The organism is Variovorax sp. FW301-JW7, from assembly GCF_058788795.1.
Genome location: NZ_JBYTBC010000007.1, coordinates 195,709 through 211,037 on the forward strand (window position 1 = coordinate 195,709; position 15,329 = coordinate 211,037).

Annotated in this window: 12 protein-coding genes; 10 read left to right on the forward strand and 2 right to left on the reverse strand. The window is 71.1% G+C overall.

Features of this window, described 5'->3' with window-relative positions; translation table 11 throughout:
* Nucleotides 1-135: 135 nt before the first annotated feature.
* The 5 genes from AC3WQM_RS20355 (at nt 136) to AC3WQM_RS20375 (ending at nt 9,706) form a co-directional block, all read left to right on the forward strand.
* Nucleotides 136-1,785: a DUF2138 family protein gene (locus tag AC3WQM_RS20355; RefSeq protein ID WP_492681192.1), complete on the forward strand. Its 1,650-nt coding sequence runs from the start codon at nt 136-138 to the stop codon at nt 1,783-1,785.
* A complete protein-coding gene (locus AC3WQM_RS20360; protein WP_492681194.1) occupies nt 1,782-2,459 on the forward strand; it encodes a DUF1175 family protein in 678 nt (225 codons plus the stop codon). The genes AC3WQM_RS20355 and AC3WQM_RS20360 overlap by 4 nt, the downstream gene beginning before the upstream one ends.
* A 2-nt stretch (nt 2,460-2,461) precedes the next feature.
* The gene (locus AC3WQM_RS20365; protein ID WP_492681196.1) at nt 2,462-7,168 is read left to right on the forward strand and encodes an MG2 domain-containing protein; all 4,707 of its coding nucleotides are present in this window, start codon (nt 2,462-2,464) and stop codon (nt 7,166-7,168) included.
* A gap of 139 nt (nt 7,169-7,307) precedes the next feature.
* Entirely contained in the window at nt 7,308-8,912 is a 1,605-nt protein-coding gene (locus tag AC3WQM_RS20370) for a DUF2300 domain-containing protein (protein WP_492681198.1), read from the forward strand.
* On the forward strand, nt 8,909-9,706 hold the full coding sequence (locus AC3WQM_RS20375; protein ID WP_492681200.1) for a YfaP family protein: 798 nt from the start codon (nt 8,909-8,911) through the stop codon (nt 9,704-9,706). Before AC3WQM_RS20370 ends, AC3WQM_RS20375 begins: the two co-directional genes overlap by 4 nt.
* Nucleotides 9,707-9,714: 8 nt before the next feature.
* Here the strand turns inward: AC3WQM_RS20375 and AC3WQM_RS20380 are convergent, their stop codons facing one another.
* On the reverse strand, nt 9,715-10,221 hold the full coding sequence (locus AC3WQM_RS20380; protein WP_489057524.1) for a gluconokinase: 507 nt from the start codon (nt 10,219-10,221) through the stop codon (nt 9,715-9,717).
* A gap of 87 nt (nt 10,222-10,308) precedes the next feature.
* Nucleotides 10,309-11,403 (reverse strand): PA0069 family radical SAM protein, encoded by a 1,095-nt coding sequence (locus AC3WQM_RS20385; RefSeq protein WP_492681202.1) that lies wholly within the window; start codon nt 11,401-11,403, stop codon nt 10,309-10,311.
* A gap of 134 nt (nt 11,404-11,537) precedes the next feature.
* Here AC3WQM_RS20385 and AC3WQM_RS20390 point away from each other — a divergent pair, with 134 nt between their 5' ends.
* The 5 genes from AC3WQM_RS20390 (at nt 11,538) to AC3WQM_RS20410 (ending at nt 15,322) form a co-directional block, all read left to right on the forward strand.
* Nucleotides 11,538-12,140, forward strand: coding sequence for a GbsR/MarR family transcriptional regulator (locus AC3WQM_RS20390; protein WP_492681204.1), 603 nt, complete (start codon nt 11,538-11,540; stop codon nt 12,138-12,140).
* Nucleotides 12,141-12,209: 69 nt separating this feature from the next.
* Nucleotides 12,210-12,641, forward strand: a complete 432-nt coding sequence (locus tag AC3WQM_RS20395; protein WP_492681206.1) for a thiol-disulfide oxidoreductase DCC family protein — start codon at nt 12,210-12,212, stop codon at nt 12,639-12,641.
* Between the two features lie 51 nt (nt 12,642-12,692).
* Nucleotides 12,693-13,634 (forward strand): SAM-dependent methyltransferase, encoded by a 942-nt coding sequence (locus AC3WQM_RS20400; RefSeq protein WP_492681208.1) that lies wholly within the window; start codon nt 12,693-12,695, stop codon nt 13,632-13,634.
* Between the two features lie 30 nt (nt 13,635-13,664).
* Nucleotides 13,665-14,708, forward strand: coding sequence for an SRPBCC family protein (locus tag AC3WQM_RS20405; RefSeq protein ID WP_492681210.1), 1,044 nt, complete (start codon nt 13,665-13,667; stop codon nt 14,706-14,708).
* Nucleotides 14,705-15,322, forward strand: coding sequence for a DUF4166 domain-containing protein (locus AC3WQM_RS20410; RefSeq protein ID WP_492681212.1), 618 nt, complete (start codon nt 14,705-14,707; stop codon nt 15,320-15,322). Before AC3WQM_RS20405 ends, AC3WQM_RS20410 begins: the two co-directional genes overlap by 4 nt.
* Nucleotides 15,323-15,329 lie beyond the last annotated feature (7 nt).

The following is a 15,329-nucleotide window of genomic DNA, read 5'->3' on the forward strand; positions in this document are numbered from 1 at the left end:
GCGCGCCGGTGACCGCGGTGGCGTCGCTTCACGGCGACTTCACCCGGACTTCATGGGATGCCCCCATGGACCCTGCCAGAATCAAGGCCATGCGCCGCCGGGGGGCGGCGCTGCCTTCATGCAGGGTAGGGATTCATGGACACAAGAAAAAAATGGATGGTCGCGGGCGTCGCGGCCATCGTGCTGGTGGGTGCGGGTGTGGCCTTCGTCAAGATGCGGCGCTCGCACTTCGACGGCGACATCAACGCCCTCAACGTGGACCTGTCGGCACCGTATGCCTACATCGCCACCCCCGCGCTCTCGCGCCTGCCGCGCGACATCGTGCAGGCACCGGTGGTGCGCGACGTGCTCACCGAAGATTTCGCCTTCTATTACGAAGACCAGGAAGACCGGCTGAGCCTGCGCGGCGCGATCAAGCGCATCGCGTACGAGCGCGACACCACCTGGACCGACCAGCTGCTGGCCACGGCCCTGGACGAGCCCGCCGAAATGGCCTGGTGGCCCGATGCCAAGGGCGCCCCGCGCTACTGGGCGCTGACCATGACCCGCGGCGCAGTGGCCACCGCCCTGCAGGGCCTGGCGGGCATCGCCGCCAAGGACTCGCAGCTGAGCATCATCGGCACGCTGCGCGCCAACGGCAATGACGTGAATGCCTACGCGCTGGTGCTGTCGCCGCGCCGCACGCTGGTGCTGCTGTCGCAGGGCAACCGCGTGGTGGTGCTGAGCGACCCGGGCCTGCTCTTCAACAACGAAAGCCAGGCCAGCGGGCCGGCCCTGGAGGTGGTCGAGGGCCTGCTGTCGGGCGACACCCGTTCGCAATCGGCCTGGCGCCGCGGCTTCGGGCTCGGTGAAGAAGGCGCCGCCGCGCCGGGCAGCTCGGCGATCGTGGCCGATGCCCGGTTGCTGTCCTTCGGCTACCAGCATTTCTTTCCGGGCGTGCAGGCCGTTCGCTTCGACGTCGCACCCAACGGCGCCGCGCTGCGCACGGCCGTGCGCGTGAAGGCGGCCGGCACCCTGCCCGCCGCACCGGGCGACCGCGAGCTGTGGTCCGCCCTGCCGGCCAACCCCGCGGCCTGCGCCATGCTGCCGGTCGAATGGGCGCAGATGGTCCCGCTGATGAAAGACGCCCCGGCGGCGCCGGACGCCGAGGCGATGAAGGCCCTGGCCGCACAGTTCGACGGCCCCGCCGCCGTCTGCTGGTACGCCCGCTCGCAACTGCACACGCCGCTGTTCGTCGCGCAGATGAAAGCATCGGCCGGCCCCGAGACCGATGCCACGCTCGCCGGCCTGGCGCAGTGGCTGATCTCGACCGACGCCACGCGCACCGACCCGGCGGCCAAACCCGGCGTCGGCCAGTGGCAAAGCCAGGTGACCGGCCCCTGGGGGCCGTATGCCGATGGCGACGACAAGGCTTACCGTCCCACCCTGGCCCGGCAAGGCCGCTGGGTCGCGTTCTCGCCCGACGACAAGCTGGTCGAGCTGGCGCTGAACACCCAGGCCAAGCGCTACCCCGGCGTGGCCGACACGCTGCCGCCCGCAGGCGGCACCACGCTGGTGGTCGGCGCACCCACGCAGATCGCCGACCTGCTGCAGCGCGAGGCCATGGCCGTGCTGCCCGCCGACCAGGAGATCCTGCGCCAGGCGGCCCAGCAGCACCTGGTGCCGCGCCTGAACGCGCTGCGCAAGCTGCCGCCGGCACGGGCCGTGGCGCAGGGCGCAGGCGACGGCAACGGCTGGGTGCCGGTCGAGTGGCAGGCAATGTCGGCGGCGCCGCAGTCCAAGTGACACACCGCGCCACCACCGCCGGCATCGATCGCCGGACGGCACTCGGCCGTGGCGCGGCGCTGGCGCTGGCGTCCGCGATGCCGGCGCTGCCCGTCCTGGCAGCCGATACACCCGCGCTCAACCGAGAACAGTCCGCACACTTTCGCGACTGGATGACGTTGCTGATCCACGAGCAGATCGAGCGCGGCCCCACGCCGCGCTGGACGCACCGCGACTGCGCGGGGCTGGTGCGCTTCTCGGTGGCCGAGTCGCTGCGCGAACACGACGTGGCCTGGCGCCGCGCCAACGGCCTGCTCGCACGCCGCCTGCCGCCCGACATCGACCCGGCCGCCGCCACGCCGCTGCGCAACACGTGGCGGCGCGCCGACGGCACGCGCGACGCCTACGTCGGCGCGCTCGAGCTGGTGCAGGAGAACACGCGCTTCGTCACGCGCCAGCTGCAGCAGGCGCTGCTGGGCGACATGCTGTTCTACGACCAGGGCGACGAACAGCACCTCATGGTGTGGATGGGCAACTACATCGCCTATCACACGGGCCGCGTGCTGCCCGGCGACAACGGCCTGCGCGCCGTGCGCGCCACCCAGCTGCTCGGCTGGAGCGACACGCGCTGGCGCCCCACCGACGACAACCCCAATTTCGCCGGTGTCTACCGGCTCGCCTTTCTCGCACGATGACCATGCACACATCTGTCCCGTCCCCGTGGCCCCTGTGGCGGCGTCTTGTTCCGCTGGCGCTCGCAGCGGCCACCGCGCTCACGGCGATGCAGCCGCTGACGACGAACGCCGCGGACGAGCCACCACCCCAGCCGCTGGAGAACAGCCGCTCGGCCTACACCGGCGAGCCCTTCTTCCTGCTCTCCGACGCCACCTTCGCCAGCGACCAGACGGCCCGTGTGCGCCTGGAGGTGAACCAGCCTTCGGCGCTGGAACAGGTGGGCGGCGTGGACGTGCTGGTCTACAGGATTCCCGACGCCCTCGCCTTCCTGCAGAAGCAGAAGAACCTGCACCGCGTGCAGGTGGGTGCGCGCGCCGCCGACGAAGGCCTGGCCAACACGCTGACCCACCTGTGGGACAGCTGGGTCGTCAAGGCGCGCCTGGCCTGGCAGCAGATGTTCTCGGCCAACGCGCGCCGCGCCGTGACGCAGCAAGCGCCCGAACTGAAGACGCCCGCCAAGCTCAAGCAGCCCTCGGTCTTCGAGGAGCCCCGGCAGTTCCGCCCGATCCCGGGCCTGCCGGTGGTGGAGCGCTTTCGCTACCCGGTGCACAAGGCGCAGCCGATCGGCCTGCCCAAGGGCGTGAAGCTCGAAGGCTCCAGCAGCGAATTCATCAACGCCTCGCAAGGCAACGTGTTCGTGCCGGTGGGCAAGCGCGCGCCGGGGCTGTACCTGGTGGAAGCCATCAGCGGCCAGTTCCGCGCGACCACGCTGCTGTTCGTGTCGGACACCGTGGCCATCACCAAGGTCTCGGGCGACCAGATGCTGGTGTGGGCGGCCCAGCGCGCGGCCGGTGCGCCGGTGGCGGGCACCAAGGTGGTCTGGACCGACGGCGTCGGCGTGCTCAAGAGCGGCGAGGCCGATGCCCAGGGCCTGGTGAAGCTCGAGCGCCAATCGCCCGAGCAGACCTACGTGTTCGGCCAGGACCCCGCAGGCGGCGTCTTCATTTCCGAAAACTTCTACTACGACAGCGAGATCTACAACGCCAAGGTCTACACCGTGACCGACCGCCCGCTGTACCGCCCGGGCGACTGGGTGAACGTGAAGGTGAGCGGGCGCGAGTTCCGCAGCGCCCGCGAATCCGTCGCCCTGAAAGACGCCGACCTGGCGCTCGCCGTGCTCGACCCGGCCGGCCAGGTGGTGCATGCGCAGAAGCTCGCCTTCTCCGGCACCAAGGGCGCGGACGCGCGCTTTCCGTTGCCCGACAACGCCGTGGCCGGCGGCTACGAGCTGCGCCTGGCCATGGGCGGCGACACCTACACCGCGGCCTTTCGCGTGGCCGACTACCAGAAGCCGCATTTCGACATCGTGCTGCTGCCCGAGAAGGCCGACTTCAAGACCGGCGAGGCCGTCGGCGGCAAGCTGCAGCTGAACTACCCCGACGGCAAGCCGGTGGCGCGTGCGCGCGTGAGCCTCACGGCGCGCTCGCAGAAGCTGGCCATGGTGAACGGCGAACTCGACTACGCCGGCCAGTTCCCGGTGAAGCTGCAGCAGGCCGAGCTGGAAACCGACGGCGACGGCATCGCGAAGTTCTCGCTGCCCGCGGCCACCGAGCCCAGCCGCTACCTGCTCACCGCACTGGCCACCGACGGCGCGGCCTACCGCGTGCGCACCTCGCGCGAAATTCTGGTGGAGCGCGGCGCGGCCTCGTTCCGCCTCGCGGCCGACCGCCAGTTCTCCCAGCCGGGACAGGCGGTGGGCTTCAAGCTCGCGGCCAGCCAGCGCGCCGGCGCCACGGCGGCAGCCGAAACACCCGCCACGCCCGCGCGCCCCGCCACCTGGCAATGGGTGCGCCTCGAAGACCGCACGAAGCAGTCCGGCCCCCTGCCGGCCGGCGATACGCTGTCGGTCAGCTTCCCGACGCCGGGCAGCTACACGCTCTCGCTGCTGGACGACAAGGGCCGCATCGTCGGCGCGGCCAGCCACTGGGTCAGCGGCGACGGCGTGAAGGCGCCCGCCGGCAGCGTCGGCATGGTGCTCGACCGCACGAGCTACCGCGCGGGCGACACGGCGCAGGTGCTGGTGAGCTTTCCCGAGCCGGTGGACAACGCCCTGCTCACGCTGGAGCGCGACCGCGTCGAAGCCACCGCGCTGATGGGCAAAAACACCGACTGGATCCAGAGCGAGCGCATCGCGCCCACGCAGTGGAAGTTCACGCTGCCCGTGCGCGATGTCATGAGCCCCAACATGACGCTGTCGGTGGCCTACGTGAAGAACGGCGACTACGTGTTCCAGAACCAGGGGATCATGGTCGAGCAGGAGCGCATCGCGCTGGCCTTCACGCCCGACAAGGCGGTGTATGCGCCCGGCGACACCGTCACCATCGACGTGAGCGCCACGCTGGCAGGCAAGCCCGTGGCCACCGACCTGGCGGTGGGCGTGGTCGACGAAATGATCTATGTGCTGCAGCCCGAGATCGCGCCGGCCATCGGCGACTTCTTCTATCACCCGCGCCGCAACAACGTGCGCACCTCCGCCAGCCTGTCCTTCATCGGCTACGACCTGGCGACCAGCAAGCTGGGCACGCTGCCGGGCGCGCGCCAGGTCAACGACCGCGCGGTGAAGGTGCTGGAGCGCCCGCGCCGCGACAACATCGACACCGCCGCCTGGGAGCCGCGACTGGCGACCGACACCTCCGGCCACACGCGTTTCAGCTTCACGATGCCCGACTCGCTCACGCGCTGGCGCATCACCGGCCGCGCCATGAGCGCTGGCGGCGCGGTGGGCCAGCAGGTGGGCTGGGTGCGCTCGGACAAGGCCTTCTACGCCAAGTGGACCAGCCCCGACTGGCAGCGCCAGGGCGACAAGGCGCAGGCCTCGCTGGCCCTGTTCAACCAGACCGGGCGCGAAGCCAAGGTCGAATGGAGCGCCAGCGGCGCGGGCGTGGAGCGCAAGGACACCGTCACCGTGCGCCCCGGCGTCAACTTCATCGCCCTGCCGCTCGCCGCCGGCGACGCGGACAAGTCGGGCGCGGTCAGCGTCACGCTGCGCCAGGACGCCCGCGTGGTCGACACGCTCGACGTGCCCGTGCGCCGCCTCCCGGTGGCGTGGCGCGCGCCGCGCGACAAGGCGCTCGATCTCGCGGCAGGCAGTGCACCGCTGGCCCTGCCGACCGACGCATCGCGCGTGCGGGTGTCGCTCGCACAGGACGCCGCGACCGGCGCCTTCAGCCAGCAGATCGACGCCCTCATCGACACCCCGCGCGGCAGCGTCGAGCAGACCGCCAGCCGCATGCTGCCGCTGTCGCTCGCGCTGCAATCGCTGTCGACGGCGCAGCAGCCGATGGCGCCGGCGCTGATGCAGCGCCTGGCCACGGCGCGGCTCTCGATCGCGCAGATGGCCGGCCCGCAGGCGCAGTTCGGCTGGTGGGGACGCGGCATGCCCAACGATGCCTTCCTGACCGCCTACGCCTACTACGCCGACTGGCGCGCCACCCAGGCGCTGCGCGTGACGCTGCCGGCCTCGAACTGGCAGCGCCTGCTCGACGTCTACGCCAAGGACGGCCAGAAGCTGCCGCCGCTGCAGCGCGCGCTGGCCCTGTCGTGGATGCAGGAGATGGGCCTGCCCGTGGGCTCGATGGCCGGCGGCCTCGCCGACCAGCTGGCCGCACTGCCGGCCAGCGACGCCGCGCAGCTGGCGCAGCGCCGCGGCAGCCTCGCGATGGTGGACGCCACGCTGCCCAACGCCCCGGACACCCGCGACATGGCGCTCGTGCTGGCCGTGCAGACCGCCGGCCCGACGGTCGCCAGCGCCAAGGCGCGCGCCGCCGCCGACGAAGCCGCCACGCGCCTGGCCGGTGTCGATGCACCGCTGGTGCAGGCGCTGCTGATGGCCACGCAACGCGCGAGCGCCGACAAGGCCGTGGCGGTGCTGGGCCAGATCCGCGCCGACACGCCCTCCATCGACCGCGCACAGACGCTGCTGTGGCTGCACCGCGCGCTCGGCGGCAGCCGGCTCTCCGCCACCGACACGCCCTCCCTCGGCGCGCCCTGGGTGCGCGCCACCGACGGCACCGGCACGAGCTGGCGCCTGCCCCCGGGCGCCGCCGCACCGGCCACGCTGGAACTGCCCGCCGGGCAGAAGGCGGCCTGGGCCTTCGTGAGCTACGAGAGCAATGAAGCGCAGGCACCCGCGCTCGACGCGAAGGTCGAGCGCACGCTGTGGCGCGTGGTCACCCAGCCGCGTCCCGCACCGGAGCCGCCGGCCGCCGCCGCACCGGGCCAGCCCGCACCGGCGCCGGCCCCCGTGGTCAGCGACGGCCGCATCACGGTGAAGCTCGAAGCCGTGAAGCCCGGCACGCCGCTGGACACCAACGCGCTCTACCTCGATCAGCTCACCGTCACGGCCCCCAAAGCCATGCGCTGGAGCCTCGCGGAGGCCGCGCTGCCGCCGGGCGCTGCGGTGGAAGAAAGCACCTGGGGTATCGACATGGCCGACAGCGCCGGCAAGCTGCAGCCGATGGAGCGCGCACAGAGCCAGGCCACCGCACAGGGCTACGCCGTGCCGCTGGACACGCTGGTGGCGGGCACGCCGCTGACCGTGCGCCACCTGGTCCGCTTCTCGCAGCGCGGCACCTTCAAGCTGCCGCCGGCGCGCCTGCTGCGCATGTACGAGCCCGAAGCCAAGGCCTTCGAAGGCAACGGCCGCTGGGCCGGCGTCGAAGTGCGCTGAAGACGCGAACGGCAAGGCCTTCATGAAAGCGGCACGGGTGTTCTCGCGACTGGTTGCGACTGGCGTCGGTGCGGTCGCGCTTGCCGCCGCGCTGACCCTGCCCGCTCTCGCAGCGGCACCGTCCAAGGTTCAACCGCGCATGGCCTGGCTCACCGACGAAGGCATGGTCGCGCTCGAACGCACGCCGCAAGGCACGACTGCGCGCCTTCCCGCATCGGACACCTTGCAGGCCCCGCTGGGCAGCGTGTGGAAGCTCTTCGTCTACAGCTACCTGAGCGTCAACGCCACGCAGGAGCCGACCTACCGCTGCGCCAGCGCGCAGCGCCGCACCGACGACGAGTACTGCTGCGACCCCGGCGCCAGCATCGGGCGCGCGCAGGCGCTGGCCCAATCCTGCGGCCCCTACTTCGAGCCCGCGCGCCTCGGCATCGACGCCGCCGGCTGGGTACGCTTCTGGCGCGAGCACGACGCCCCCGCCTGGCTGCTGCGCCTGGACGCGATGCAGCCCGACACGCGGGTGCCCGTGTCCGAGCTGCTGGCCGCGCTGCGGCAGGTGCCCGCGTCCGCGCGCACGGCCGCGCGCCAGGCCCTGCAGCCCGTCACGGTGCGCGACGACGAGGTGCTCGCCGCGCTGGGCGGCGGGCCGCGCCTGAAGACCTGGTCATGGCACGAAGGCACGCAGCCCGTCGGCGGCGCCGCGGGCTGGCTGGCCGACGGCACGCCCTTCTGGTTCGGCGATGCCGGTACCAGCCGCAGTGCGCTGCGCGCCGACGCGACATGGATGGCCGCACAGTGGGCCGCCCACGGCCTGGCCACGCCCGTGCCGGACGGCGCGGCCGTCAGCGCGCAGCCCTGCATCGCCGTCGATTTCTTTCAGCGCTATCCGATCACCAGCGTGCAGCGCGCGGTTGCCGGCAACACCGCCGCCGCACCGGCCGGCCCGTTGCGCGGGCGCTACCGCATCGCGTTCCAGAACGGCTCGCAGCTGGTGATGGAAGCCGTGCCGGCCCAGGTGCTGCGCTACGGCGCGGACGGCCCGCGCATCGCCGCGCGCCTGCCGCTGGAAGACTACGTGGCGCGCGTGCTCGATCGCGAAGGCGATGCACGCGAAACCGAAGCCGCCCGCGCCCTCGCCGTGGCGGCGCGCACCTACGTGCTGCAGAACGCCACCGAAACCGGCGGCTGCCGCCAGATCGCCGACGACAGCCGCACGCAGCGCGTGAGCCCCAACCCGCCGAGCGCGTCGGCGCGTGCCGTGGCCGCTTTCACCGAGGGCCTGGTGGTCGACGGACAGGCGGTGCGCTACCACGGCGACCAGGCCTCGCCCGGCGTGATGTCGTGGCAGGCCGCGGTTGCCGCAGGACGCCAGGGGCAGCCCTTTGCCGCCATCCTGCGCACGGCATACCCGCGCGGCAGCCTGGCGTCGTTCCGGGCCGAGGCCGACTGCACGCCCCTGCCGCAGGCGCAGCAATGGCTGGCCGAACGCCAGCAGCGCTGGCGCCGCGTGCTGCGCGCCGAGGCCGGCTTCCAGCCCGTGGACGACACGCTGCGCGTGTGCCAGCTCGCCATGGGCGTGCCCCATTCCGACCAGCGGCGGCTGGTGATCCGGGTGCGCGAGTGGCACAGCCGCGAAGGCCGCGTCTCGCTCATCCACGAATACCTGCACCTGGCCTTCCGCGACCATCCGCACGGACAGGACGAAACCTTCATCGAACGGCTTGCGCAGCAACTGGCAGACTCATGAACCACTCTTTTCTGGCGCACCGCGCCGCCTTCGCGGCCATCGGCCTGCTCTCTTGCCTTGCCGGCGTCGCAGCACACGCCCAGACCACGCTCGACACCCCGCGTGGCGGCTGGCGCAACGCCCCGGCCCGGCAGCAGGACTTCGTGCAGGAAGTGCACTACCCGGCCAGCAGCGTGAACGCCAACGGCCGCTCCGAGGCCTCGCTGATCCGCGGTCGCATCGCGGCCACGCCCAAGACCAAAGACACCGCCCCGCGCACGCCCGCGCGCCTCATCGTGGACGGCATCGCCATTCCGCTGCTGACCGACGAGAAGGGCAACTTTGCGCGGCCCTGGTCGTTCGGCAGCGGCAGCCACGGCGTGGAGGTGCGTTCGCCCAACGGCGAGGTGGCGCGCTCCCAGTTCTACGAGACGCAGGCCAGCCGCGTGCCGGTGAAGCTGCGTGTCGTGCTCAGCTGGGACAGCGACAGCACCGACCTCGACCTGCACGTGGTCTCGCCCGACGGCCAGCATGTTTTCTACGGCGCCCGCGTGGCTCCGAACGGCGGCGCGCTGGACGTGGACGTGACGACCGGCTTCGGCCCCGAGATCTTCGCCACGCCCAGCCCGGTGCAGGGGGCGTACCACGTGTTCGTGAATTACTTCGGCGCGGGCGAACAGCGCGAGGAGGTCACGACCGCGCAGGTGGCGATCCTGCAGGACGAGGGCACGCCCAAGGAAAAGCAGCAGGTCTTTCGCGTGCCGCTGCGCAAGCCCGGCGAGCTGACGCTGGTGCATTCATTCCTCGTTCCCTGAACGGGAGTTCAGCCCGCGGCCAGCCAGTCCGTCGTCTGCCCGACCAGCACTCCCAGCGGCACCGTCGCATCCACCGCCAGCACGCCCGCCTCGCCGACCGGCGATTCGAGCGTGGCGAACTGGTTGGCCACAAGGCTGGCCGGGAACATGTGCAGGCCAGCGCCCGCGCGAGCGGCCACGCGGCGCTCGGCTTCGGCGCGGTCGATCTGCATGAACACGAAGCGCAGGCCCGGCGCGGCGGCGCGCAGCTGGTCGCGGTAGCTGCGCTTGAGCGCGGAGCAGGTCATCACGGCGCCCTGCGGCGCGTCGGCCAGGGCCCGGCCCAAGGTGGCCAGCCAGCCGGTGCGGTCGGCGTCGGTGAGCGCGATGCCGCGGCTCATCTTGTCGACGTTGGCGGGCGGGTGGTGGTCGTCGCCCTCGATCAGCGGCAACCCGAACGCCGTGGCCAGCGCCGCGCCCATGCTGGACTTGCCGCAGCCCGAAACCCCCATCACCACGAGCCAGACCCTGTTCATGCGCGCCCTTGACCTTGTTTGAAGCAGCCGATGCCGAATGCGTGCCGAAGCCGGCACGGCCACGAATCTACCGCGTCTGCGCCCTGTTCAGAACAGGCTGCCCTGCCCCGCGGCGCCGGGCGGGCGGAACGCGCCGGTGTCCAGCGCGATCCGCTCGCGGTTGAAGCCCAGCCGGTTCGTCGCCTTCTGGAAGCGCTGGTGGATCAGGTCGGCCCACAGGCCGCTGCCCTTCATGCGCGTGGCGAAGTCGGCGTCGTAGTCCTTGCCGCCGCGCATCTCGTGGATGCGCGCCATCACGCGCTCGGCGCGCTGCGGGTAATGCAGCTCGAGCCATTCCTTGAAGAGCGGCGCCACCTCCCACGGCAGGCGCACCACGGTGTAGAAGGCGCTGCGCGCGCCGGCCTCCCAGGCGGCTTCGAGCACCTGCTCCATGTCCTCGGTGATGAACGGAATCTGCGGCGCCACGCTCACGCCCACCGGCACGCCGGCCTCGGCCAGGGTGCGGATGGTGCGCAGCCGCCGGTGCGGCGCGGCGGCGCGCGGCTCGAGCTTGCGCGCCAGTTCGCCGTCGAGCGTGGTGATCGTGACGTACACGGCCGCGAGCCGGTCGGCGGCCATGGGCGCGATCAGGTCGAGGTCGCGCTCGACCGCGCTCGACTTGGTGACCAGCGCGAACGGATGCCGCACCTCGCTCAGCAGCTCGATCACGCCGCGCGTGAGCCGCAGCTCGCGCTCGATGGGCTGGTAGCAGTCGGTGGCGGTGCCGATGGCGAGGTTGCTGGGGCGGTAGCCCTTGCGCCCGAGTTCGGCGCGCAGCACTTCCACGAGGTTGCGCTTGGCGATGAGCTTGGTCTCGAAGTCGAGGCCGGGCGAGAGGTTCAGGTAGCTGTGCGTGGGCCGCGCAAAGCAGTAGATGCAGCCGTGCTCGCAGCCGCGGTACGGGTTGAGCGAACGGTCGAACGGGATGTCGGGCGACTCGTTGCTGCTGAGCACCGACTTCACGTCTTCGAAGCGCACCTCGGTGGCCAGCGGCAGCAGTCCGGCGGCTTCGGCCTCGCCCTCTTCCAGCGTGCCCCAGCCGTCGTCGAAGGCGTTGCGCTCGTCTTTGGAGAACCGGTGCGCGAGCCGCGTGGCCGCGCCTCGGCCCTTGATGATGTGGATGGGAACCTGGACGGCGGGCATGGCGAGTCCTTGGAAGGAAACAGGAAACAAGGCGAATAACTGTTTATTCATACAGTATTTCACTTTTGATCCAGAGATGCACAGTTTTTTGTTTCTGTCTTGACAGAAATTCAGGAATTCCTAAACTCGGCACCATGGAACTCACCGACATTCAACGCAAGTTCGTCCTGCACTGGGGCGAGATGGGCTCCATGTGGGGCGTGAACCGCACGGTCTCGCAGATCCACGCCCTGCTCTTCGCGCACGGCAAGCCGATGCACGCCGAGGAGCTGTCGGAAACGCTGGGCGTGGCCCGCTCCAACGTCAGCAACAGCCTGAAGGAACTGCAGGCCTGGAACCTCGTGCGCGTCACCCACACGCTGGGCGACCGGCGCGACTACTTCGAGACCAGCGTCGACGTGTGGGAGCTGTTCCGCACCGTGGTACGCGAGCGCAAGGAGCGCGAGTTCGACCCCACCATCCGCGTGCTGCGCGAGATCGTCGCCAGCCCCGATTTCCAAAAGGAGCCGCCCGATGCGCAGGACCGCATCCGCTCCACCATGGACCTCATGACCAAGCTCGCCACCTGGGCCGACGAGATGCTGCGGCTGTCGCCCGGCACGCTCGACAAGGTGCTCACGCTCGGCGCCAGCGTGCAGAAGTTCGTGCGCGGCGACGGCACACCGCCCCCCGCCCCTCCTGGCGCCGGCAAGGGCGATGACCCCGACGCGCACCACGCCAGCCTGCCCATGATCTGAGAAAGGCTGAGTCCTTTTTTTTGTCTTCTTATTTCTGTTTTGACTGAAATATCGAGAACCAAAAGCACCATGACCCGCTTCGCCCCCGCCACCTACCCGCTCACGGTCTATTTCGACGCCACCTGCCCGCTGTGCACGGCCGAAATGGGCGCCATGCAAGCGCGCGACGCCGCGAAGCGGCTGCGCCTGATCGACTGCTCGCCCGCCGGTTTCGCAAACGGCCCGGCGCCGCGCGAAGCGCTCATGCGTTCGCTGCACGCGGTCGATGCCGCAGGCCAGTTGCGCGTGGGCGTGAACGCCATCCGCGCCTGCCGCGCCGCGGTGGGCCTGCCGGCCGGCGGCGCGGTGCTCGACCTGCCGGTGGTCGGCCGGCTGGCCGACCGCGCCTACGCGGTGCTGGCGCGCAACCGCTACCGGCTGCCGCGCTGGCTGGTCCTGCGGCTCGCAGGGCACGGTGCGATCGCGCCAGCGACATGCGCCGACGACCACTGCAAGCTCTGAAAAAAGACCACGCTGTCACACCCCACCCGCTCACGTCCGAAGGAGTTTTCGATGCCCGACGTCTTCCAGCCCGACTTCCGCCTGCCCGGCACCGCGCGACCCGCGCCGCCCGCCGTCGAAGGCCACGTGAGCCGCGAGGACACGCAGGACTATTTCACCGAGGTCGCCGACGACTACCGCGCCTGGAGCCCCAGCTACAACATGCACTTCGGCTTCTGGCGCCTGGGCCTGAACCCGCTGCGGCGCGAGGGCATGCTGATCGAGATGAACCGCACCGTCGGCCGCGCACTGCGGCTCGACACGGCCACCCCCGGCCCGCGCTGCGTGCTCGACCTGGGCTGCGGCGCCGGCGCCACCTCGCGCACGCTGGTCGGCGACGACCCGGCGCTGCACGCGGTCACCGTGACCAACGTGCCGGTGCAGAACGGCATCGCCGCGCGGCTCGACGCGCGGGCCGGCGTGGCCGACCGCGTGGCGCACGTCGAAGCCGACTACACCCGCACCGGCCTGCCCGCCGCCCAGGCCGACGGTGCCTGGGCGCTCGAAAGCGCCTGCTATGCCGAAGGCACCGCCAAGGCCGACTTCGTGCGCGAGGCCGCGCGGCTGCTCAAGCCCGGCGCGCGGCTGGTGGTGGTCGACGGCTTCCTGCTGCGCCGCCGGTCGGGCCGCCTCGCGGGCTGGCTGCACCGCCTGTGGGCCGACAGCTGGGCCGTGCCCACGCTGGCGGTGCGCGACGACTTCACGGCCGCGCTGCGCGCACACGGCTTCGAGGACATCGCGTTCACCTCGCTGCGCTGGCGCGTGGCGCCGAGCGCGCTGCACATCCCCGTGCTGGCCACGCGCTTCACGCTGATCGAACTGTGGAAGGCGCGCGGCAGGCTCAGCCCCTGGCGCCGCAAGCACATCGTGGCCAGCTACTGCGCGCTCGCGCTGGGCATGTTCTGGCGCGACTTCGACTACGCCATGGTGACGGCCCGGCGCAGCGCCAGCTGAGACATCACAAAAAGAGGAGAAGAGATTTCCATGCGCACCGAGCCCGAAGAAAGCAAACTCGCCGACCTGCCTGCCACCGACGACGTGCCGGCCAAGAAGCCCGTGCGCGGCGGCATGCCGTTCGGCTGGTTCTGGCCCATGTTCGCCGGCGCGGCGATCACGTTCGTGCTGCGCATCGTCTTCGGCGGCGGCCCCGGCGAGCCCTTCTCGGCCATGCTGGGCTCCTTCGTCTATTTCGCGCCCGCGGCGTGCGGCGCGGTCACGGTGTACATGGCCGAGCGCATCGAGCGACGCAGCTGGGGCTACTACCTCTGGGCGCCGTGGGTGGCCACCGCGCTGTTCGTCGGCGGCACGCTGATGGTGTTCATCGAGGGCATCATCTGCGCCGCCTTCATCGTGCCGCTGTTCGCGGTGATGGGCAGCGTCGGCGGGCTGGCCATGGGCATCGTGTGCCGCATCACCAACTGGCCCAAGCCCGCGCTCTACAGCTTTGCCCTGGTGCCGCTGCTGCTCGGCGGCATCGAACCGCAATGGCCCAACCCGGACCAGTTCTCGAACACCTCGCGCACGCTCTTCATCGCAGCACCGGCCGAGCGTGTGTGGCACGAGCTCAACGCCGCGCGCGACATCCGCCCCAGCGAAGTCGGCGATGCGTGGGCCTACCGTGTCGGCGTGCCGATGCCGGTGTCGGGCGTGACCGTCGACACGCCCGAGGGCCGCGTGCGCCAGGTGCAGTGGCAGAAGAACGTGCACTTCGAAGAGGTCGTCACCGAGTGGCAGCCCGACCGCCTGCTGAAGTGGCGCTTCCGCTTCACGCCCGATTCCTTCCCCGCCGGTGCGCTCGACGACCACGTGATGATCGGCGGCCAGTATTTCGACCTGCGCGACGCCACCTACACCCTGACCCCGCGCGACGGCGGCACCGAGCTGCGTGTCGCGGTGTCGTGGCGGCTGAGCACGCGCTTCAACTGGTATGCGGACCCGGTCATGCAGTTCCTGCTGGGCGACGCCTCCGAGAACATCCTGCGCTTCTACAAGGCGCGCAGCGAAGCCACCGGGGCGGTGGCGGGATGAGCGCGCCACCCGTCTTCCAGCAGGCGCTCGGCCCCGCGTGGGACCGGCTCGGCGACATCATCCGCCGCCACTACACGATGGCGCCGTTCTCCGACGACTACGTGTGCGTGCGCGGCACGATGAGCGAGGTCTGGCACGCCCCCTGGGCCGCGCTGCTGATGCCCTTCGGCCGGCTGTTCGGCGCACTGGTTCCGCACCAGGGTACCCACGTGCCGATCGAGGTGCACTACCGCTGCCACCCTGACAACGCCCACCTCTACTGGGACCGCGTCTTCCACTTCCCGGGCAGGCCGCCTTTCCATTTCCGTTCGCACATGGAGCACGACGCGGCACAGGGCAGCGAGGTGATCGAATACGTGCGCTTCGGCATCGGCATGCGCCTGGCGGTGAGCGCGGAAGACGGCGCGCTCGTGTTCCGCGACCGGGGCTACATCTGGCGCCTTCCGGGGCTGCGCATTCCGCTGCCGCTGGGCCTCTTTCTGGGCACCGCCTACGTCGAGGAGCGGCCCGATCCGTCCGACCCCGACCACTTCACCATGAAGATGCTGCTGCGCCACCGCTGGTTCGGCGACGTGTTTCGCTACAGCGGACGCTTCCGCCTCGGTTCACAATGAGCCCACC

Bases quoted from the DNA above. Each gene is read 5' to 3' on its own strand.
- AC3WQM_RS20400 (WP_492681208.1), top strand. From the start codon at position 12,693: ATGCCCGACGTCTTCCAGCCCGACTTCCGCCTGCCCGGCACCGCGCGA.
- AC3WQM_RS20375 (WP_492681200.1), top strand. From the start codon at position 8,909: ATGAACCACTCTTTTCTGGCGCACCGCGCCGCCTTCGCGGCCATCGGC.
- AC3WQM_RS20380 (WP_489057524.1), bottom strand. From the start codon at position 10,221: ATGAACAGGGTCTGGCTCGTGGTGATGGGGGTTTCGGGCTGCGGCAAG.
- AC3WQM_RS20385 (WP_492681202.1), bottom strand. From the start codon at position 11,403: ATGCCCGCCGTCCAGGTTCCCATCCACATCATCAAGGGCCGAGGCGCG.
- AC3WQM_RS20410 (WP_492681212.1), top strand. From the start codon at position 14,705: ATGAGCGCGCCACCCGTCTTCCAGCAGGCGCTCGGCCCCGCGTGGGAC.
- AC3WQM_RS20365 (WP_492681196.1), top strand. From the start codon at position 2,462: ATGCACACATCTGTCCCGTCCCCGTGGCCCCTGTGGCGGCGTCTTGTT.
- AC3WQM_RS20390 (WP_492681204.1), top strand. From the start codon at position 11,538: ATGGAACTCACCGACATTCAACGCAAGTTCGTCCTGCACTGGGGCGAG.
- AC3WQM_RS20395 (WP_492681206.1), top strand. From the start codon at position 12,210: ATGACCCGCTTCGCCCCCGCCACCTACCCGCTCACGGTCTATTTCGAC.
- AC3WQM_RS20405 (WP_492681210.1), top strand. From the start codon at position 13,665: ATGCGCACCGAGCCCGAAGAAAGCAAACTCGCCGACCTGCCTGCCACC.
- AC3WQM_RS20370 (WP_492681198.1), top strand. From the start codon at position 7,308: ATGGCCTGGCTCACCGACGAAGGCATGGTCGCGCTCGAACGCACGCCG.
- AC3WQM_RS20355 (WP_492681192.1), top strand. From the start codon at position 136: ATGGACACAAGAAAAAAATGGATGGTCGCGGGCGTCGCGGCCATCGTG.